This window comes from Alkaliphilus sp. B6464 (genome assembly GCF_018141165.1).
GTDB lineage: Bacteria > Bacillota > Clostridia > Peptostreptococcales > Natronincolaceae > Alkaliphilus_B.
This window is the reverse complement of the sequence record NZ_CP058557.1, coordinates 3,355,626-3,374,731: the sequence shown is the minus strand read 5'-3', so window position 1 is coordinate 3,374,731 and position 19,106 is coordinate 3,355,626. Positions and strand designations below refer to the sequence as shown.

Genomic DNA, 19,106 nt, shown 5'->3' with positions numbered 1-19,106 from the left:
GAGCGGACTGATAAGAAGTAAGACACAATATGAAGATTATACGACTTAAATTAAAAAATATGGAGGTAATTAAAAATGGCTAATTTAGATTTAAAAGTTTTAGAAAGAATTTTAATAACAAAAGGCATAACCACAGAGAAAGAAATAAGGGAAACATGGAAGATAATTGTAAAAGAAGAACAAGACAAAAGAGAAGAATATTATAAAAACTTATCTTTACGTTAAATGAAAATTATGCGAAGGAGTGAAATTAATGAATTTGTCCGATGAAACTAAGCTATTTATTGAAAGATCAGTAAAAAGATTTTACGTGAAGGCAATCGAAGCTGGGGCAGTTATATCACCTGTAACGGATATCGGAATGAATCTTTATAAAGTTAGTGTTGGAAATATGGAACTCACATATATGGGTACAGTTGAAGGCACAGCAAAAGTTATTGCTTCATCTGGTAACATATTTTAGTACATATTTTGAAAATTGTACGATTCATTATATTTTAAAAGGAAGGTGCATTTAAAATGAATAAGGAAAACATTTTTACAATATTAGAAAGAAACAATTTGAGTTGTGATGGTTTTAACTATGGATTATTAGGTTGTTATTCAGAAACTATTAAAAGTTGGGTTAAGGAAATTTATGGTGTAGATTTAAATGAAATAGAAAAATAATAATGTCGCATTGCAAGAATTATGCGTAAGGAGGACAAGCATATGTTTGCTGCAAGATATATAACTGAGGAAGATAGACAAAAGATTAAGGAGAATAGGCAGAAGGAAAGGGAATTAAGACAGTACACATATCAAGCAGTACAACGAATGAGCAGGATTGAAAGTGGTTGGAAACACAAAAATTATAAGGATAGGTGGTAAAAATGATAAGAGGGAAAAAGGGTGAATACATTTGGGAAAAACAAGATCAAGACTTAATGTTGAAATTAATAGAAGAAAATGCAAGCATGACAAAGTTAGAGATAGAATTCAAGTGCAGTCACCCGATTATATTGAAAGAACTAAAGCGAATGGGATTTGAAGGACTAAGAGACGCAAGGAGGGTGTTGAAAGGATGAACAAAGTAGAAATTCATAAAGAAATATGCAATACATTACATGATACTTATAAGGCTAAAAATGCCGATTACGGAGATAGTTTTTCAAAGGTTAGACAAGAGTATCCTAAGGCTATTTTAATTCGACTAATGGACAAGTTAGAACGATTAAAAAGGTTGTATGAAATAGACTACGAACCACAAGTTGATGAGAGCATAAACGATACACTTTTAGACCTTGCGAATTATGCGATTTTAGAACTTATAGAAAGAGAGGCGGAATAATGAAACTCAAAGAACTGTTTAAAAAACAAAGTAAGTTAGATATTTGCATAATAGAAGAAAAAGGACTTACAGTTCATATTTTGATACATAAAAAGATATTAGCTTTACAGGTGGAACTCGGAGAATTGGCTAACGAGTGGAGAGGATTTAAATTTTGGAGTGAAGATCAGATACCAAGGGACAATAATCATCCAAATCAATTGGCTGGTAATCCACTCTTAGAAGAATACGTTGATTGTTTGCATTTTATACTGAGCATAGGACTTGATTATGGTATGAATTGGAGAGTGCAAGACGAATACAAAACTAATATATATAGTACAGACATAACTAAACAATTCAATAAAGTTTTTAGATATGCAACAGAGTTAGAAAGCGAATTAGACTACACTATTAAATGCATTATATACATACAGCTAGTTGAAACATTTTTAGGATTAGGGCAACTATTAGGATTTACAGAAAAAAATATTGTACAAGCCTATATGGATAAAAATAAGATCAACCACGATAGACAGGAGAATGGATATTAGGAGGTATACAAATGCAAGATAGAAGCTGTAAATTTTGTAAATTGAGATATGAACAAGAATCTCTAATAGGCACTATACACATGTGCATTATAGAAGAAAAAGAAACTAAGTTAGATAGTTATTGCGAGTATTTTAGACAGAAAAAGTAATAAGGGCATGTGCAAGGGGAAGTCACTTTAGTTTGGCGACCGAGGAGACTTCTCCACAAGCACACACAATTAAATTATAGCATTCAAAATGAAATTTAAATATATAAAAACGGAGTAATTCTAGATAAAAGTGCAGCTGCACCTCCAGACGTGGAGGAAAATAAATTGAAAAATAATAAAAAAATAAAAACAGAATTATACACAGAATTATACAATGATAATTTTCAAAATTACAAAAGATATGGGATACCAAAGGCACAACTAGTAATAGCAGATATACCGTATAACCTAGGAGTTAATGCTTACGCTTCAAACCCTGAATGGTATATAGGTGGGAACAACAAAAACGGAGAAAGTAAGAAAGCAGGAAAAGCATTTTTCAATACTGATCATAATTTTAATATAGCTGAATACTTCCATTTCTGTAATAAATTATTAAAAAAAGAGCCGAAAGAAAAAGGGAAAGCTCCAGCTATGATTGTATTTTGTTCATTTGAACAAATTCCTACAGTTATTGAATATGGCAAAAAGCATGGTTTTAAAAAAAGTTATCCATTATTTTTTATTAAAAATTATTCAGCACAAGTATTAAAAGCGAATATGAAAATAGTCGGGGCAACGGAACATGCAGTTGTTTTATACAGAGATAAACTCCCTAAGTTCAATAACGGCCGAACAGACACACAAAAAGGGAAAATGATTTTTAATTGGTTTGAATGGAAAAGAGATAATTCTAAATCTTATCCCAAAATACATCCAACACAGAAGCCAATAACTGTATTAAAACAACTTATTGAAATTTTTACCGATGAAGGTGATGTTGTAATAGATCCAGTAGCAGGTAGTGGAACCACATTAAGGGCTTGCAAGGAGCTAAATAGAAGCAGCTATGGATTTGAAATATCTAAAGATTTTTTTAGAAAAGCAACAGAACAAATGCTAATAGAAAATGAGGATGAATTCGAACAGCTATCTATAATTTAAATTACAACATGACTCATTGAAATTATAACAAATTATACGGAAATTAATATAGATTTATGAAATTTGCAAGGAGGGGGACAATGATTAAATTAGTTATACCAGACATACCTCCAAGTAATAACAAGTATATGGGCAGAGGTAGCACCAGGACACAGGCTTTTGAATATCAGAATATAAAGAAACATTGGGCAGACACGATAGGATGGTTAGTTAAAAAAGAAAAGATTGACAACGCATATAAGAAAGCAGTAGTCAAAATAACATATTATTTTCCTACTAAGCACAGACGAGATCCCGACAACTATAGCGGTAAATTCATACTAGATGGATTAGTAAGGTCTGGGATATTAGTAGACGATAGTTTTAGTAATATAGAGCTTATTCTTAAAGGTGACTATGATAGAAGTAATCCAAGAACTGAAATTGAAATAGAAAGGGTGGGATAATGAGATACACACAAACATCATCAAGGCAATGTGGCATCTGCAACAAAACAATAAAACATAAATACGGATTCTTCATAATAGATGAATTGATATTTGATTTAAAAGTGCAATATCACTATTTATTTAAGCACAAGGTAAGATATTACAAGTTAAAACGGATTATAAAAATGTGGCTACTTTTAATCTTGTTAGCACCATCAAACGTTTTGTTTTTAGTAATTAAGCTAATAACATATCCATTTTGGCTACTGCATGAAATTGTTAAATAGAAAGGGTGGGATAGGTGAGTTTACTAGAGAAAATACTTAAGGCTAAATCACAAGAACCACCATGCAATGATTGCAAACATCTTATATCACCTAAGAACAATTTAACGTTTTGCAAAATAAAAGATAAAATTATACTTCCTAGTTTTCCACCTAATAAGTGTGATCTGAGAGAGGAAAGGGAGGATTAGATGAAACAGCATATTACGTTTGAAGAATTTGACTCATTAACTGATGAACATTTAGACAAATTATTTAATTTAATGGGTCTTCCGGAAAAAAAAATTTACGTAAGTGAATATGATGTTAATATTGGAAGAATGATAGGGGTTTTACAACACAAATATTGGATTACGCTAGAACAAGACAAAAACAATTCATGGCATGTAGTTTTATATGAGAAAGAAAAAATTACATTATATCATCAGTTTCATGTAGCAAAACCAGAATTATGTGATGCACTATGGGAAGCAGTTAAAGAGGTGTTATAGTTGCATGAATACGCAGAGATTAAGGCATATAAACACACTGAAAGAGGAACAGAATTAAGGGTTATTATACCTAAGAAAGAGTTAGGGGACTATATAAAACGATTTAGCAAGAACGGAATAGTACAAGCTGAATTGCGGTTAGATGATGGTAGAACCATATCGGCTGACCAAAGGAAGAAGATATATGCAACAATTAAGGATATAAGCCTACATACTGGGCATCTACCGGAAGAATTAAAGGAAATCATGAAGTATTACTACATAGCGGATAGTGGAGAAGATTATTTCTCCTTATCCAACTGTAGTGTAACAACAGCAAGGTTATTCATAAACTACTTAATCGAATTTGCATTTCAATGGGACATTCCATTAGCTGATAGTGGGTTAGATCGGACAGATGATATAAGCAACTACCTTTACATGTGTATTAAATATCGCAAATGTTTCAGCACAGGAAAACTAGCAGATTTACACCACTGTACAGGTAGTAAAGTTGGAATGGGAAGAAATAGACATAAAATTAGTCATAGTGGTAAGTATTTCTTACCTGTATCGAGAAAACTTCATGATGAAATACATGTAATTGGGGATAAGAGTTTCTTTGAAAAATACCATGTCTACGGAATACAGGTAGATGATGAAACTTTAAAAGAATTGGGTTATAAAGTAGATGAATTAGAAAACCACGAAGACCAGGAGGGTTAAATATGAAATACGGCAATTTAACTATAAAACATTTATCACAATTTGAAAAGGATATGTTACTTCAAGAAGTTATAGATCAATGTGTAAGAAAAGCAGGAGATAGCTATTCGGATTTTGCGCGACCTATTATTAAAACTTTAGTTAGAAAACATTTAGTAGAGTATGGCGAAGACCAGGAGAGGCAAATATGAATCGCCACAGAGTATATTGGAGTGTTATGGGCATAGAACCAGGCACATATAGACAAGAAATGATAGAGAATTTAGAAAAAGAATTAAATAGATTAGCAGATATATACGGACTAGATGAAATTATAACTACATTTAGAAAGATGAAACTAGAGCAAGTTAAAGAAGATTAAGGGGGCGATGAATTGAAATTAACACAAAGTTACATTGAATTATGTACTGAAATTGAGGGGTTTGAATATAGAATTGAAAATATAAAAAAAGAAATTGAAAATATTTATAAACTAATGCATACAGGACCTAAAGGGATTACTGGGATAGATTATTCAAAAGAGCCTTCGGGAAGCGTAGTTCATATTCCATTAGACAGACTCATAGACAGGTTAAAGAGAGCTGAAAATACATTAGAAGTATTAGAGGATACTGTAAAAGAAAAAAATGCTTGTAAGGAGCAAATAGAGGGAATGCTTAAAAAGTTAGAAGGGGTAGATCATAAAATACTATATATGAGATTTGTTGACGGAAAAGATAATCAAAAAATAGCGGATGAATTAGGATATAGCTATTCTCATGTATCAAATACCATCAGCAAACATAGTAAAGATGTAGTAAGACAAGATAAAAAAGACGTTATATAATGATAGTATAGAAAGAATATACATAAGTGTTCTCCTTTCAAGAAACCCTACCGACTGAGGTCGCTGGGGTTTTTACTTTAGATAAACTTGATGAAAAGTAATCAAAAAGACATCAAAAAGTAACTAAAATGTAAGTCAAACCTAGTATAATAGCATTATAGAAAATTATAACTTAGGTAGAAAATGTTTCCTCCCCTTTATTTAACCTCGCTGGGACTCGCTCAGTGGGGTTTTTTATTACCAAAAATGAGGTGATTATATGTCGGTAAAAGAATTAATCGAATTACTTTCTAAGCTAGATCAAGAGAAGGAAATAAGGTATGTGTCAGTTGTATATGACGATGTTGAGATCACAGAAGTTAAGGATTGGGATGATTTCTATATGATATTTTAATTAGGTGATATTATGAAAGAAAAATACATTGATATACTCTATAGAAAAGAGTTAGAAAGAGAAAAGAAAAGACAGGATGAAATAGAAAGTTGTAAGTGTCATAGATGTGAGTGGAGTAGGTGGACAGGAACAAAGTATACTTGCATGTTCTTAAGGTGCATTAAATAATTTGTCGAAACTTGCGAACGATTATTATAGGATTTAGACTCCTTTTGTCGAATTTAACAACTAGGAAAATAATAAAAGGGAGCTAAATTGAAATGAGCAAAACTATTAACTTTTTTAACGTTGCAATATTTAAAAATGGAGAAAAAACTGATTTAGACTTTTTAAAATTTATTGATCAAATTGCATGTTTTCCTTGGGAATGCAGAGTTAGAAACTTAAGTGGAAATATTTCTGCACTATTTCCACTGCATCTAAGTGAACTCCATAAAGAAAAAAGAATTATACCTATAGGGAAATTTAGAACAGACTATAAACCATTTTTAGGAAAGGTAACTACATCTGATTTAAGAGAAATACAAAAAGACTTAGATGTTGTAGAACTTGTTACTATGGTTTACGATCAAAAATATAGGACTGCTGTTTTAGATTATAATCAAAATGGACTTAAGCCTAAAAACATCGAGGAATATTTCACATCATTTATACATAGAATAGAAGGAATTGAATGGGCTGTAAAACTCATACCAGTCATATCTAAAAAAGGCATAGAAAATATAGAAGAATCAATGCAAATAAGACAGTTAGAGATTAAATTAAAACTAGACAAATATAGTGAAAATATAATTGCAAGAGGAGTTAAAGTAGATGATAATAACAGCAAATTAATTTTAGATGTATTAAGTAATTTTAGAGCGGGAAATACTTCATTAGATGCAAATACATTAAAATTAGAGTTTAATTTGGGGCAAAACAAAACAGGAACAATGAATTTGGAAACTGTTAAACATCTGACAAAGGTTTTAAATCTGGATAGCAATTACATTGAGAGTGTTAAAGTGAGGTATAGAGATGCTAAAACAGATAAATTAGACACAATAGACTTAAAATATATTGGCAAGCAATTTAAAGATAAAATACTTGAAAAAGACGAAAATATTAATCCTGATTCTGAATATGTGGGATCAACGATTATTGGAATGTATGAAGGTTATGAGGGTACGTTGTCAAAATCTTATGAGGAATTTATAATCGATATGGTAACAGCTGATTTTCCTAAGTTGCAAAAAGAACCTAATAAAGAGAGTAGAGTTATTTTGAAGTCGGTAGAAAAATAGGTGATAAGTATGAAGAGAAAGAATAGCAATTCACTTAATAAATGTATTAACTGTGTAATTGAGGAAAAGTTACAATACACCGCGATTATATTTTTCATTATAATGATTATTTTAAAATTATTGTCTTTGAAATATACAATATTTATGGAGACTTATAATTGTATATTTAGCTTTCTTAATGCAGATATATTGACTGATGCAAGGGTAGAAATGTTGACAACAATATCTGTTGTTTTAATTGGATTTAATGTAACGATTATGTCTGTATTTGGATCAAGTTATTCACAAGCGGTTGTTGAAATTTCGGATAAAAACCTTTGTGAAAATTTCATTAAATATGCAAAGAAATTTTTAATTGTAACATTTATTTTTTTTATAATAACTATTTTTTATGATGTAATGAAATGGGAGTTTTTTGTGTTCATTTACATAAGTGTATTTATATCTGTCATTATGGAATTTATACGTTTTTCAGCAATTGTACTTAAAATGTATGATGTTAACATTAGTGATGCATCTAGTGCAGTAGAGAAACAGAAAAAGTATCAAGATGAAACAATAAAACTTTTAAGGCAAATAAAGGATGATTTACAAGTTGAAAATACTAAATCAAATACTGAGTATTTTAATGAGATGAAGGAAGCTATGGATATACAAAGAAAAAATTGTGAAAAAATATAAAAATAAATAGTAAGGCAACTTAAGTGCATCTCAAGTGTTAAGCAAAATAACATTTGAGATGTGCTTTTCTTTTGGGAAAAACAAACAAAGCAACTAGCAATGGGGTGGTGGTATGACGGAAATAAGAGGTCCAGATTACGAACTAGCAGAAAAAGACTACATGTTAGGAATGAAGTATAAGGACATAGCAGAGAAGTACAATGTATCTATTAATACAGTTAAGTCATGGAAACAGAGATACAATTGGAGTAGAAAAGGTGTGCATACAAAATCTAAAAGGGTGCATACACAAAAAGAGAGTGCAATCAGCAAGGAAATAATTAAAAAAGCTATGAATGATGATGAAATAGAAGATGCTGAATTAACAGACAAACAGCATCTTTTTTGTATGTATTACGTTAAATATTGGAATGCAACTAAGGCATATCAAAAAGCTTATGATTCTAATTATCTTACAGCACGAGTTGAAGGAAGTAGAAACCTAGCAAAACCTAACATAAAAAAAGAAATAGATAAATTAAAGCAAAGTATTAGAGAAGGAATAGGCTTAGATGCAATGGCAGTACTTCAAAAGTATATGGATATAGCATTTGCAGATATAACCGATTATGTTGAGTTTGGTAAAAAGCCAGTTGTAGTCGGTATAGTAGATGGAGAGCCAAAGGAACTTGTATTAAACTATGTGGATTTAAATGACTCCGTCAATGTAGACGGTTCTTTAATAAGCGAAGTTAAACAAGGCAAGGAAGGAATATCTATAAAACTCCATGACAAAATGAAAGCTCTTGAAAAATTAGAAAAGTATTTTGATCTATTCCCAGATAGGTTTAGACGACAAATCGAAGAAGAAAAGATTAAGATGGCTAGAGAAAAACTTGAATTAGAGAAGACTAAAGTCCTTGGAGAAGATGAAGAAGTAGAAGACGATGGATTCATAGAAGCTCTTAAAGGAGAGGTAAGCGAGGTTTGGGATGATGCTGAAGAAGATTAAAAAGGCAGTATTTAAGTTCAAACCCTTCTCTAAAAAGCAGAAGAAAATATTAACTTGGTGGCTTCCCAATTCTCCGGTAAAGGATAAAGATGGCATTATAGCCGATGGAGCCATAAGAAGTGGTAAAACTCTATCTATGTCATTGTCATACGTAATGTGGGCCATGGAGACTTTTGACCAACAGAACTTTGGAATGTGCGGTAAAACCATAGGCTCATTTAGACGTAATGTTCTCTTTTGGCTTAAGTTAATGTTAAAGTCCAGAGGATATAAAGTTAAGGATCATAGAGCTGATAATCTAGTCATAGTTAGTAAAGGTAATATCACTAACTATTTTTATATTTTTGGTGGTAAAGATGAAAGGTCACAGGATCTTATTCAAGGGATAACACTAGCTGGAGTATTCTTTGATGAAGTGGCTTTGATGCCCGAGAGTTTTGTTAGTCAAGCTACAGGTCGTTGTTCAGTTGATGGCTCTAAATTTTGGTTTAACTGTAACCCTGCCGGACCACATCATTGGTTTAAGATTGGATGGATAGATAGAATTAAAGATAAAAATTTAATCTATTTACACTTTACTATGGACGATAATCTTTCCCTAACAGAAAAGATCAAGGAAAGATATAGGAAGATGTATTCTGGTGTGTTTTTTAAGAGGTATATCCTTGGATTATGGGTAATGGCCGAAGGTGTTATATATGATATGTTTAGTCATGAAAAACATACAGTTAAAACTACAAATAGAGCATACACCGAATATTATGTATCTATTGACTATGGTACACAAAACCCAACCACATTTGGTTTGTGGGGCAAATATCAAAATAAATGGTATAAGATCAAAGAATACCATTATGATGGTAGAAAACAATCCAAACAAAAAACAGATACAGAATATGCTGATGATTTAGTAGACTTTATAGGTGAATTAAATATAAAAAGTGTTATAGTAGACCCTTCTGCCGCTTCGTTTATTGCAGAGCTAAAAAAACGTAAGATAAAAGTAAGAAAAGCTAAGAATGATGTATTAGATGGCATTAGAAATATGGCATCTGCTCTTAATAATTTACTTATAGTTTATAACGATTGTTGTAAAGAGACATTCAGAGAATTTTCGTCTTACATATGGGATTCTAAAGCGGCCGATAGGGGAGAGGATAAACCTTCAAAGGAAAACGATCACCAATTAGATGCTGATAGATACTTTGTAAATACAATTATATTTGGTAATAAGTCGATAGAATTTCTTAAATAAATAGGTCGAATGTAACATAATCATAGTTCTGTAACATACAAAAATGATTGTAAGTATTGATAATACAACAAATGTGTTATTATTCAATGAAAATGTATAGATATGCTATGATTTTTGACCTGTTCTTATGAATACATATGAAAGAAGGTGATAGATTGATAACGTATCAAAAGTTATTAGAGCAGAAGCTTATAAGCGAATCCAATATTAATGATTCTAGTATTATTAAAGATTTAATAGATAGCCATGATACCATGAAAATGGTAGAAGGGCAAAGGTACTACGAAAATGAGAATGACATATTAAAACGTAAACAGTACTACTATAAAGATGGCCGCAAACTAGAAGATGATACAAAAGCAAACCATAAGATACCTCACAACTGGCATAAGCTCCTAGTTGACCAGAAGGTATCTTATTTAGTTGGTAAGCCTATAGTGTTTCAATGCGATAAAAAGGATAAGGATTACGAGGAAAGGCTCAATTTAATATTAGGTGAAGAATGGGACGATAGACTAACAGAATTAGCAAAGAATAGTTCCAATAAGGGTACTGAATGGCTACATATATATATTAATAGTGAGGGCAAATTTAAGTTTATAATCATTCCGGCAGAAGAAGTTATACCTATCTATGATACAAGCCTACAAGAGAACCTAGAAGCGGTATTAAGGTATTATTTAGTAGAGGTTAATGGCAAAGATAGAATTAGAGTAGAATGGTGGACTAGAGACACTGTAACCTTTTACATTGAAGAAGAAAACGGAGTATTTGTGTTAGATGATACAGAACTTAAGAATCCGGATTCGCACTTCTACTACAATAATGTAGGCTATGGATGGGGCAAAGTACCTTTTATTGAGTTTCCTAATAACGAGGAAAGAAATAGTGATTTGAAATACTATAAAGAACTTATAGATAACTATGACCTTAATGTATCCGATCTAGCCAATAATCTATCAGAAGTACAAGAAATCATAACTATATTAAAAGGATATGAAGATACCGACCTATCACAATTTAGTGAGAACCTAAGACACTACAAAACTATAAAGGTTAGTGGCGAACCAGGTAGCGGAGTAGACAAGTTAGAGCTAAATATTCCTATAGATGCTAAGAAAGAAATGCTGGACCGACTAGAAGAAAATATATTCTTATTCGGTCAAGGTGTAAATGTAAAAACAGATAGATTCGGGAATAGTCCTAGCGGTGTAGCTCTTAAATTCCTTTATGCTCTATTGAATATGAAAGCTTCTGTCATGGAAAGGAAGTTTAGAAAGGCAGTTAAAAGGCTACTATGGTTTACTACTGAATATATCAATATCATAGATAAGAAAGATTATAATAGTACTACCGTACAAGTAACATTTAGAAGGACCATGATAACCAACGATTTAGAGGATGTACAAATAGCGGCTCAATCTAAAGGAGTTATATCTGATGAAACAATAGTTGCTAATCATCCATGGGTAGAAGATGTGTCGGAGGAATTAGACAGGTTAGAGAAACAGAGAGAAAAAGATCTTCAAGTATATCCACCTAACTTTAAAAGTGGTGATGTAGATAATGAAGAATAAAGAATACTGGGAAAAACGTTCAGAGCAGATAGCTTCAAAGCAATTTAAGAAAACGGATGAATATGTAACTTCTATGATCAAAGAATATGAAAAAGCTAAATTAAGTATTCAGCAGGATATAGAAATTTTCTATCAAAGATTTGCAATTGAAAATAAAGTAGATATGTCAGAGGCTAAAAAATTACTAGGTGGCCGAGAGTCATCTGAGTTTAAAATGACTTTAGAGGAGTTCACATCTAAGGCTAAAAACAATACTAATGGCATATGGGAGCAGGAACTAAATAATGTATCGTATAAAGTTAGGGTCAGTAGGTTAGAAGCCTTACAAACCCAAATACGACATCAAGTAGAGATGGTAATGAATGGTCAGCTAGAAGGAATGAACAGACTACTATCGGATATTTACGAAGATACCTATTACAGGAACATTTATGAATTTCAAAAGGGACTAGGTATAGGAGTAAACTTTGCAAAGCTAGATACAAACACCATAGAAAAAGCCATAGCCCAAAAGTGGATGGAAGGAAATTTTAGTAGCCGAGTATGGGATAATAGAACTAAACTTCTGACGGAGTTGCAGACAACTCTTGTACAATCATTAATTCGCGGGGATAGTATAGATAAAACATCAAGGTTACTAGCAGATAGGATGAATGTATCCAGGAGTAGAGCAGCTACCCTTGTTAATACAGAAAGTGCTTATATAACTAATAAAGCTACAATGGATTCATACAAGAATAGTGGAGTAGTAAAAGAATATGAAGTATTAGCTACATTAGACCTTAGTACTAGCCAGATATGTAGATCCATGGATGGGAATATATTTAAAGTATCAGAAATGCAACCTGGAGTAAATGCTCCACCATTCCATCCGAACTGTAGAACCACAACTATAGCCTATTTTTCAGATACTATAGATGAAAATAGAATTGCGAGAGATAGTGATGGTAACGTTTATTATGTAGATGGAAATATGAATTACAAAGAATGGTATGAGAAATATGTTGAAAGTGATCCAGAAGAATTATTAGCAGAGAAGAAACTACATAATAAGTATAGTGATACGGCACAGCACAGTAAATATAAATTAATATTTGGTGATAAAATACCTTCTAAACTTGAGGACTTCCAAGAACTAAAGTATAATAATATTAAAGAATGGGAAAATATTAAGACTAAGAAACAAGATACGTTAAATTCTTTAGATTATAGAGATTCTTTATATGGAAAATTGGGTAATAAAGAAGTAAGAGAGTGGTATGTTCATAAATGTAGCGATATACCTAATGTAATAGATAAGTCTAAGGACATTAAAGAACAGGCTATGGAATCTTATAGTTTGAGAAATAAATATAAAACAGAAGCTAGATTGATGATGAAAGATAGAAAAGAAGCTGAAAGACTAAATTTAGAAGAAGCGATTAAAACATTTGAACAGTTAGTAGATTACAAAGTTAAATATAAGAAACTTTCATTAGATGAGGTTTATAAAGATATAATTGGTAGTTCAAGCACCACTAGGAAATCAGTAAATGAGAAATTTGGAGTAAACTAGGAGGGGTTAAAATGTTTGACTATACTTTGAGTACAGAAGTAGACGCTACAGTGTTTAATAAGTATGATGAAATGATAAAGAAAATTCCAAATGTAAAAGCAGAAACCCTATTAGAAGATGTCAACGGATCATTGATACAAATATATTACTTGGATGATAAAAAAATAAAGCTAATAATGGATGAAGATGTAGGAGCGACCTATATAGAATCTGAAATAGAATTAAAAAACTATATAACTTTTAATTAGAAGGCACTTGCTAGAAAAGTAGTAGGTGCTTTTATATTGCCCTTTTTTAGTATTGTTAGGGCATAAAGAAACAAGAGTTCAAAGGTGGAGCCGGCCACTTTAAAAAGGTTAGAACAATAATAGGAGGAATAGGAATGACAATCAATAAATTTAAAATGAACTTGCAATTATTCGCAGGTGAAACACTAGAGCAACTATTAGGTGAGGATCTATATAAGCAAGTTACAGAAAAGCTAGGAGATCAAAAGATAGCAATAGTGTCAGATGGTAATTGGATACCTAAAGATAAGTTCAATGCTTTAAATGAACAACTTAAAACAGCGAGTAATACTATTGATGATTTAAAAAAGAGTAACAAGGATAATGAAGCATTACAAACTAAAGTAGGAGAGTATGAGACTAAAGTAAAGGACTATGAAAAACAGATACAGGATATGCAATTTAATTATGCATTAGAAGGAGCTTTAAAGGGTGCAAATGTAAGGAATATTAAGGTTATAAAAGCTCTGTTAGATTTAGACAAGGTAAGTATTGATGGAGACAATTTAATAGGGTTAGAAGAACAATTAAAGGGTCTGAAAGAATCGGACTCTTATTTATTTGGTGAGGATATATTGAAAGGTAGAGATCCAAATAAAGATACTAATACAATTGATCCATCGATGAAGAATAATCCTTGGAAGAAAGAAACTTTTAACTTAACGGATCAAGGAAAGATATTTAAAGAAAACCCAGAACAGGCTAGACAATTAATGAGCCAAGCTGGAGTAAGTATATAAAAAGGAAAGGTGATAAATATGAAAACAAAATTTAAAATGGATCTGCAATTATTCGCTTCAAGTGGAGGTACTAAATTATCAGATGTTATCGTACCAGAATTATTTAATCCTTATGTAATCAATAGAACAATGGAGAAAAGTGCTTTAGTACAAAGTGGCATAATAACAAACAATTCAGAGTTTGACAATCTAGCTTCTCAAGCAGCTCCAACTATTAACATGCCGTTCTTCGAGGATTTAACAGGAGAGTCAGAACAAATAATCGAAGATGCAGATTTAGAAGCAGCTAAGATTACAAGTAATAAAGATGTGGCAGCTATTATAAGACGTGCAAAAATGTGGAGTGCTACGGACTTATCTGCTGCACTTGCAGGTAAGGACCCAATGGCAGCTATAGCAGAATTAGTAAGTGGATTTTGGACTAGAGATATGCAGAAAGAATTAATTGCAATTCTTAAAGGTGTGTTTTTAGCTCCAACAATGAAGGATAATCTTCTAGACATATCTGCATTAGAAGGTGATGCTTCCAAATGGTCAGCTAGTGCCTTTATAGACGCACAACAAATGCTAGGAGATGCAAAAGAACTTTTAACGGCAGTTGTTATGCATAGTGCTACAGAATCAGCTTTAAGAAAGCAAAACTTAATAGATGTAATAAAGCCAAGTGATAGTCCCGCATTTAACGTTTATCAAGGTAAAAGAGTAGTAATTGATGATGGTTGTCCTGTGGAGACTGGCGGAACTTACACAACTTACCTATTTGGTCAAGGAGCTTTAGCATTAGGAAATGGCAATCCAGTAGGATTTATAGCTACCGAAACCGATAGAGACAAGAAAAAAGGTTCTGGAGTTGATTATTTAATCAATAGAAAGACTTATATTTTACATCCTAGAGGGATTAGATTTACCAATGCAAGTGTAGCTAAAACAGAAGGGCCATCTAGATTAGAGTTAGCAAATAAAGCCAACTGGCAAAGAGTATATGAGCCAAAACAAATAAGAATAGTAGCATTTAAGCATAAGCTATAAGAAGGTGAATAAGATGACTCAGTTAGAGAAGTTGAAACAACTATTAGGTATTACAGATGATACAAAAGACTTTATACTCCAGTTTACACTAGAAAAAACAGAAGATACTATAAAGAACTATTGCAATATAAAAGAGATTCCAACAGAGCTTAACAATACAGTTTTAAGCATGGCGGTAGATCTATATAGAAATGAGAACCTAGGAGAAGAAGAGAGTCCCCTGGGTTCTGTCTCTTCCATAAGCGAAGGAGATACTACTGTAAGCTATAGGAGTTCGGCTAATGAATTTAAAGACACATTAATAAAGAATTACAAAGAGCAACTTAATAGATATAGAAAGCTGGTATGGTAATCATGTTTAAAGGTATAGAGAAAGCTAGGGCTAAGGCAAGAAAAGCTATAGAGAGCTTATATGATTGCACATGCAATGTGACAGGCTGCGAAGATTATAAAGATCCCGTCACTAGAGCAACTAAGCAAGTACCCAAAGTTAAATATGAAGATCAACCTTGCAAAGTATCTAAGCAAAGCCTATCTAAAAATAATCAAACTGATACAGTAAACCAGATAGCTTATGAACTTAAACTCTTCATAGCCCCAGAACTAGAAAATAAGCAAGGTGATACTATAGAGGTTACTAATAAACTTGGGGTTAAAGAGACATATAAAGCTGGAGAAGGATTCCCTTATAATAATCATCAAGAAGTTATCCTGTTAAAAGAAGGTAAAGCATAGATGGGTAAAGGTAGCTTTGATTATTCGGATTTTAAGAAACTTGCAGACAACTTTCAAAGATCCATAAATAGAAAAGTAGTAGATAAGTTTCTGGAAGAATTTATTTTGGAAATGGCTTTTAGAGCAGAAAGAAAGATTAAGAAACGTACCCCTGTTGGAGTATACCCTCAAGGTTCTGGAAGAACAGGAGGTAACCTTAGACGTAACTGGAAAGTAGGGAATGTAGAAAAGCAAGGCAGCTCTTATGTAGTAGAGATATATAATCCAACAGAATATGCTAATTTTGTGGAATATGGCCATAGAACCAGAGATCATACAGGGTGGGTACAGGGAAGATTTATGATGACTATTTCAATGAAGGAAATAGAACGAGAATTACCTAGGTTTTTAGAGAATAGAGCAGCCAAATTATTAGAAGAAATTCTTAAAACAGAATAAGGTGATACGATGACTATTGATAAAATAGTAGTTGCTATAAATCAAGAATTAGAAAAGATTTTTTCCGAAGTTACAATTTATAACGAAGCTATTAAGCAAGGTTTTAAAGCACCTTGTTTTTTTGTTGCCATTTTAAATACAAGCACCGAAAAAGGATTATGCAAGACCTATACAGATAATATATTCTTTGATGTTCAGTATTTTAGCGATCTAGAAGATAGTAACAGTGACTTTATGATAGTACAAAATAAGTTATTAAGATCTATAGAATATATACAACTTGAAGATGGTAAGGTGATAAGACTAAACAATAGAAAAGTAGAGAAGGTCAACGATATATTACATTATTTCTTTGATGTAGATGTTGGATTAATCGAGATAGAAGAAGGTATCAAAATGGAGGCTTTAGAGAAGGAAGGAGTGGTTAAGGATGAGTAAATTAAAAAAGAGTGAAGAAGCGGTAAAAGAACATAGATACTCTAAAAATCAATTCATTCAATCCAAGTTATACTCAGCAATAGATCAAGATATATTAAAAATTATCTTAGATAATGATAAGAAGTATACAAAGGAAGAAGTAAAAAGCGAGTTAGAAGCTTTTAGAAGAAAGGAAGTGAAATAATGGGTGCTAGGTGGGAAAGTCAAAATAAAGGAAGACCAGGTGTGTATAGCAGAAATACATCAGAGGATATGGATCTATCTCAAGTATCCGATCGAGGCGTATGTGCTTTACCCCTTAAGTTAAATTGGGGAGAAAAAGGATTTATTCAGATAGTAAATGGGGAAAACCTACTAAAAAAGATTGGGTATTCAATTACTGACCAAGAAGTATTCCCTATCAAAGAAGCCTTTAAAAATGCTAGAATTATTTACTTATACAATGTAGCGGAGCAAGGAAAGAAATCAAAGGCTACAGAAGGGGAACTTATAGCAGAGGCCAAATATGAAGGAATTAGAGGGAATGATATCACAGTTGTCATTGAAAAGAACTTAGATGATAGTTATCAAGTGATTATAACCCTTGGAACCATAGAGGTAGAGAAACAGAACATTACCACTATAAAAGAATTCAAAAGTGATTTTATTACCCTTTCAGGAACCTTGCAGGAAGTGGCCGGATTAAAATTAACAGGTGGGGAAACAGGAACAGTTACCAATGAAAGCTATATTCAGTTTCTTGAAGCTGTAGAAAGAGAAGTAGGTAATATCAATGCCATTGGTTATCCAGGAACTGAAGAACCTATTAAAGAACTCTTTGTTAGTTTTATTAATCGGATTCGAGATGAAGTCGGGTACAAAATTCAATGCGTACTATCTGAATATCCAGAAGCGGATCATGAGGCTATTTATTCCGTTAAAAATGGAGTCGTGATGGGTGCATCAAAATTGACCTCAGCTGAATGTGTACCTTATGTATTAGGGGCCGTAGCAGGAGCAAGAATTAACGAATCACTAACCTATCATAAATATAAGATGGGTGCTACCAATGTAACCGGGGAGCTACAAAATGAGGATATCAAGAAAGCGTTGCTTAAGGGTGAAGTTGTTTTTACCATGTCTAGAGATGGCAATGTAGTAATAGAACAAGATGTCACTACTTTAAAATCATTATCGAAAGAAAGACCAAAGGCATTAAGAAAAGGAAGGCCATCCAGAGCACTAGATAACTTTGACGGAGACATAGATAAGACTTTTTACACTTACTATATTGGTAAAGAAGATAATGATGAGGCAGGTAGAGCTATTCTTAAAAATGAGATTTATAAACTAGCTAAAAAGTACGAAGAATTAGGAGCCTTTCAAAATACAACATTAGAAGATTTTGAAATATTTGAGGGTGATGATATAGATTCCGTGTTCATAAGATATGCTGTACAACCTGTCGATAGTGTAGACAAAATCTACATAGAAAGGGTGATTAAATAATGAGTAGAGTTGAACTTAAATCAAAAGATGCTATATCAGGTAAAGAAGGTAGAGCCTATCTAGTTATAAATGGTAGGAGACATCTTCTTTTTTGTGCTAAAAAAATAAAGATAGACTTTGAAAAACAGAAGGCTGAAATCAAAACAATTGGAAGAAGGGTCACCGGGCATAAAGCAACAGGTTTCTCGTTAAAAGGAGATATGACTATACTTCAGCCAGAAGATACCTTTACAGAAATGGCTATTGACTACATTAGAACTGGCCAAGATATGTATTTTGAGTTACTTATAGAAAATGATGACCCAACATCAGAGGCAGGGAATAAGCAAACGATAGTTAGGGATTGTAACCTAGATAATGCTACCCTTGCCATGTTAGATGCAGATGCGGATTCGCTTGAACAGGAAGTAAGCTTTACCTGTGAAGATATAGATATTATTAAAAAATATAAAAAGTTAAGCTATGGAAATTAAGGAGGAATTTAA

General features: G+C 32.3%; 33 protein-coding genes. All 33 read left to right on the top strand.

What is annotated here, in order from left to right; genetic code table 11:
* Positions 1-75 precede the first annotated feature (75 nt).
* On the top strand, positions 76-225 hold the full coding sequence (locus HYG84_RS17225) for a hypothetical protein (RefSeq protein ID WP_212379412.1): 150 nt from the start codon (positions 76-78) through the stop codon (positions 223-225).
* A gap of 28 nt (positions 226-253) precedes the next feature.
* Positions 254-463 carry a hypothetical protein gene (locus HYG84_RS17220; protein ID WP_212379409.1) on the top strand — a complete coding sequence of 70 codons (210 nt, stop codon included), beginning with the start codon at positions 254-256 and terminating at the stop codon, positions 461-463.
* A 56-nt stretch (positions 464-519) separates the two neighbouring features.
* Positions 520-669, top strand: coding sequence for a hypothetical protein (locus HYG84_RS17215; RefSeq protein WP_212379407.1), 150 nt, complete (start codon positions 520-522; stop codon positions 667-669).
* Between the two features lie 42 nt (positions 670-711).
* Positions 712-870, top strand: a complete 159-nt coding sequence (locus HYG84_RS17210) for a hypothetical protein (protein ID WP_212379405.1) — start codon at positions 712-714, stop codon at positions 868-870.
* A 2-nt stretch (positions 871-872) separates the two neighbouring features.
* Positions 873-1,067: a hypothetical protein gene (locus tag HYG84_RS17205; protein ID WP_212379403.1), complete on the top strand. Its 195-nt coding sequence runs from the start codon at positions 873-875 to the stop codon at positions 1,065-1,067.
* Positions 1,064-1,330: a nucleotide modification associated domain-containing protein gene (locus HYG84_RS17200; protein WP_212379401.1), complete on the top strand. Its 267-nt coding sequence runs from the start codon at positions 1,064-1,066 to the stop codon at positions 1,328-1,330. The genes HYG84_RS17205 and HYG84_RS17200 overlap by 4 nt, the downstream gene beginning before the upstream one ends.
* Entirely contained in the window at positions 1,330-1,863 is a 534-nt protein-coding gene (locus tag HYG84_RS17195) for a dUTP diphosphatase (RefSeq protein WP_212379398.1), read from the top strand. The genes HYG84_RS17200 and HYG84_RS17195 overlap by 1 nt, the downstream gene beginning before the upstream one ends.
* A gap of 11 nt (positions 1,864-1,874) precedes the next feature.
* Positions 1,875-2,012, top strand: a complete 138-nt coding sequence (locus HYG84_RS17190) for a hypothetical protein (protein WP_212379396.1) — start codon at positions 1,875-1,877, stop codon at positions 2,010-2,012.
* Between the two features lie 165 nt (positions 2,013-2,177).
* Positions 2,178-2,996: a DNA-methyltransferase gene (locus HYG84_RS17185; RefSeq protein WP_212379394.1), complete on the top strand. Its 819-nt coding sequence runs from the start codon at positions 2,178-2,180 to the stop codon at positions 2,994-2,996.
* Positions 2,997-3,076: 80 nt separating this feature from the next.
* Positions 3,077-3,442, top strand: a complete 366-nt coding sequence (locus HYG84_RS17180) for a RusA family crossover junction endodeoxyribonuclease (RefSeq protein WP_212379392.1) — start codon at positions 3,077-3,079, stop codon at positions 3,440-3,442.
* A gap of 457 nt (positions 3,443-3,899) precedes the next feature.
* On the top strand, positions 3,900-4,199 hold the full coding sequence (locus tag HYG84_RS17175; RefSeq protein WP_212379390.1) for a hypothetical protein: 300 nt from the start codon (positions 3,900-3,902) through the stop codon (positions 4,197-4,199).
* Positions 4,200-4,904: a putative HNHc nuclease gene (locus HYG84_RS17170; RefSeq protein ID WP_212379388.1), complete on the top strand. Its 705-nt coding sequence runs from the start codon at positions 4,200-4,202 to the stop codon at positions 4,902-4,904. It abuts the gene before it with no gap.
* A gap of 2 nt (positions 4,905-4,906) precedes the next feature.
* Complete coding sequence (locus HYG84_RS17165; RefSeq protein ID WP_212379386.1) at positions 4,907-5,095, top strand: hypothetical protein; 189 nt, start codon at positions 4,907-4,909, stop codon at positions 5,093-5,095.
* Positions 5,092-5,265 (top strand): hypothetical protein, encoded by a 174-nt coding sequence (locus HYG84_RS17160; RefSeq protein WP_212379384.1) that lies wholly within the window; start codon positions 5,092-5,094, stop codon positions 5,263-5,265. The genes HYG84_RS17165 and HYG84_RS17160 overlap by 4 nt, the downstream gene beginning before the upstream one ends.
* A 12-nt stretch (positions 5,266-5,277) precedes the next feature.
* Positions 5,278-5,730, top strand: coding sequence for a hypothetical protein (locus HYG84_RS17155; RefSeq protein ID WP_212379382.1), 453 nt, complete (start codon positions 5,278-5,280; stop codon positions 5,728-5,730).
* Positions 5,731-5,989: 259 nt separating this feature from the next.
* Positions 5,990-6,124 (top strand): hypothetical protein, encoded by a 135-nt coding sequence (locus HYG84_RS20545; protein ID WP_256442557.1) that lies wholly within the window; start codon positions 5,990-5,992, stop codon positions 6,122-6,124.
* 12 nt (positions 6,125-6,136) lie between these two features.
* Positions 6,137-6,292, top strand: coding sequence for a hypothetical protein (locus HYG84_RS17150; protein WP_212379380.1), 156 nt, complete (start codon positions 6,137-6,139; stop codon positions 6,290-6,292).
* 92 nt (positions 6,293-6,384) lie between these two features.
* Complete coding sequence (locus HYG84_RS17145; protein WP_212379378.1) at positions 6,385-7,407, top strand: DUF6731 family protein; 1,023 nt, start codon at positions 6,385-6,387, stop codon at positions 7,405-7,407.
* Positions 7,408-7,509: 102 nt separating this feature from the next.
* Positions 7,510-8,088, top strand: coding sequence for a hypothetical protein (locus tag HYG84_RS17140; protein ID WP_212379376.1), 579 nt, complete (start codon positions 7,510-7,512; stop codon positions 8,086-8,088).
* A 112-nt stretch (positions 8,089-8,200) separates the two neighbouring features.
* Positions 8,201-9,079, top strand: a complete 879-nt coding sequence (locus HYG84_RS17135; protein ID WP_212379374.1) for a terminase small subunit — start codon at positions 8,201-8,203, stop codon at positions 9,077-9,079.
* Positions 9,060-10,334, top strand: a complete 1,275-nt coding sequence (locus HYG84_RS17130; protein WP_330655520.1) for a PBSX family phage terminase large subunit — start codon at positions 9,060-9,062, stop codon at positions 10,332-10,334. The genes HYG84_RS17135 and HYG84_RS17130 overlap by 20 nt, the downstream gene beginning before the upstream one ends.
* 137 nt (positions 10,335-10,471) lie before the next feature.
* Complete coding sequence (locus tag HYG84_RS17125; protein WP_212379372.1) at positions 10,472-11,911, top strand: phage portal protein; 1,440 nt, start codon at positions 10,472-10,474, stop codon at positions 11,909-11,911.
* On the top strand, positions 11,901-13,466 hold the full coding sequence (locus HYG84_RS17120) for a minor capsid protein (RefSeq protein ID WP_212379370.1): 1,566 nt from the start codon (positions 11,901-11,903) through the stop codon (positions 13,464-13,466). The genes HYG84_RS17125 and HYG84_RS17120 overlap by 11 nt, the downstream gene beginning before the upstream one ends.
* Before the next feature lie 11 nt (positions 13,467-13,477).
* Positions 13,478-13,714 (top strand): hypothetical protein, encoded by a 237-nt coding sequence (locus HYG84_RS17115; RefSeq protein ID WP_212379368.1) that lies wholly within the window; start codon positions 13,478-13,480, stop codon positions 13,712-13,714.
* Positions 13,715-13,848: 134 nt separating this feature from the next.
* Entirely contained in the window at positions 13,849-14,493 is a 645-nt protein-coding gene (locus HYG84_RS17110; RefSeq protein ID WP_249168672.1) for a phage scaffolding protein, read from the top strand.
* Positions 14,494-14,511: 18 nt separating this feature from the next.
* The gene (locus HYG84_RS17105) at positions 14,512-15,522 is read left to right on the top strand and encodes a major capsid protein (RefSeq protein WP_212379366.1); all 1,011 of its coding nucleotides are present in this window, start codon (positions 14,512-14,514) and stop codon (positions 15,520-15,522) included.
* A 13-nt stretch (positions 15,523-15,535) separates the two neighbouring features.
* Positions 15,536-15,874 (top strand): phage head-tail connector protein, encoded by a 339-nt coding sequence (locus HYG84_RS17100; RefSeq protein WP_212379364.1) that lies wholly within the window; start codon positions 15,536-15,538, stop codon positions 15,872-15,874.
* Entirely contained in the window at positions 15,868-16,257 is a 390-nt protein-coding gene (locus tag HYG84_RS17095; RefSeq protein ID WP_249168671.1) for a hypothetical protein, read from the top strand. Before HYG84_RS17100 ends, HYG84_RS17095 begins: the two co-directional genes overlap by 7 nt.
* Positions 16,258-16,695, top strand: coding sequence for an HK97 gp10 family phage protein (locus HYG84_RS17090; protein ID WP_212379362.1), 438 nt, complete (start codon positions 16,258-16,260; stop codon positions 16,693-16,695).
* Between the two features lie 9 nt (positions 16,696-16,704).
* On the top strand, positions 16,705-17,133 hold the full coding sequence (locus HYG84_RS17085) for a phage tail terminator family protein (protein ID WP_212379360.1): 429 nt from the start codon (positions 16,705-16,707) through the stop codon (positions 17,131-17,133).
* The gene (locus tag HYG84_RS17080) at positions 17,126-17,317 is read left to right on the top strand and encodes a hypothetical protein (RefSeq protein WP_212379358.1); all 192 of its coding nucleotides are present in this window, start codon (positions 17,126-17,128) and stop codon (positions 17,315-17,317) included. The genes HYG84_RS17085 and HYG84_RS17080 overlap by 8 nt, the downstream gene beginning before the upstream one ends.
* Positions 17,317-18,621 (top strand): phage tail sheath subtilisin-like domain-containing protein, encoded by a 1,305-nt coding sequence (locus HYG84_RS17075; RefSeq protein WP_212379356.1) that lies wholly within the window; start codon positions 17,317-17,319, stop codon positions 18,619-18,621. The genes HYG84_RS17080 and HYG84_RS17075 overlap by 1 nt, the downstream gene beginning before the upstream one ends.
* Positions 18,621-19,094, top strand: a complete 474-nt coding sequence (locus HYG84_RS17070) for a phage tail tube protein (protein ID WP_212379354.1) — start codon at positions 18,621-18,623, stop codon at positions 19,092-19,094. The genes HYG84_RS17075 and HYG84_RS17070 overlap by 1 nt, the downstream gene beginning before the upstream one ends.
* Positions 19,095-19,106 lie beyond the last annotated feature (12 nt).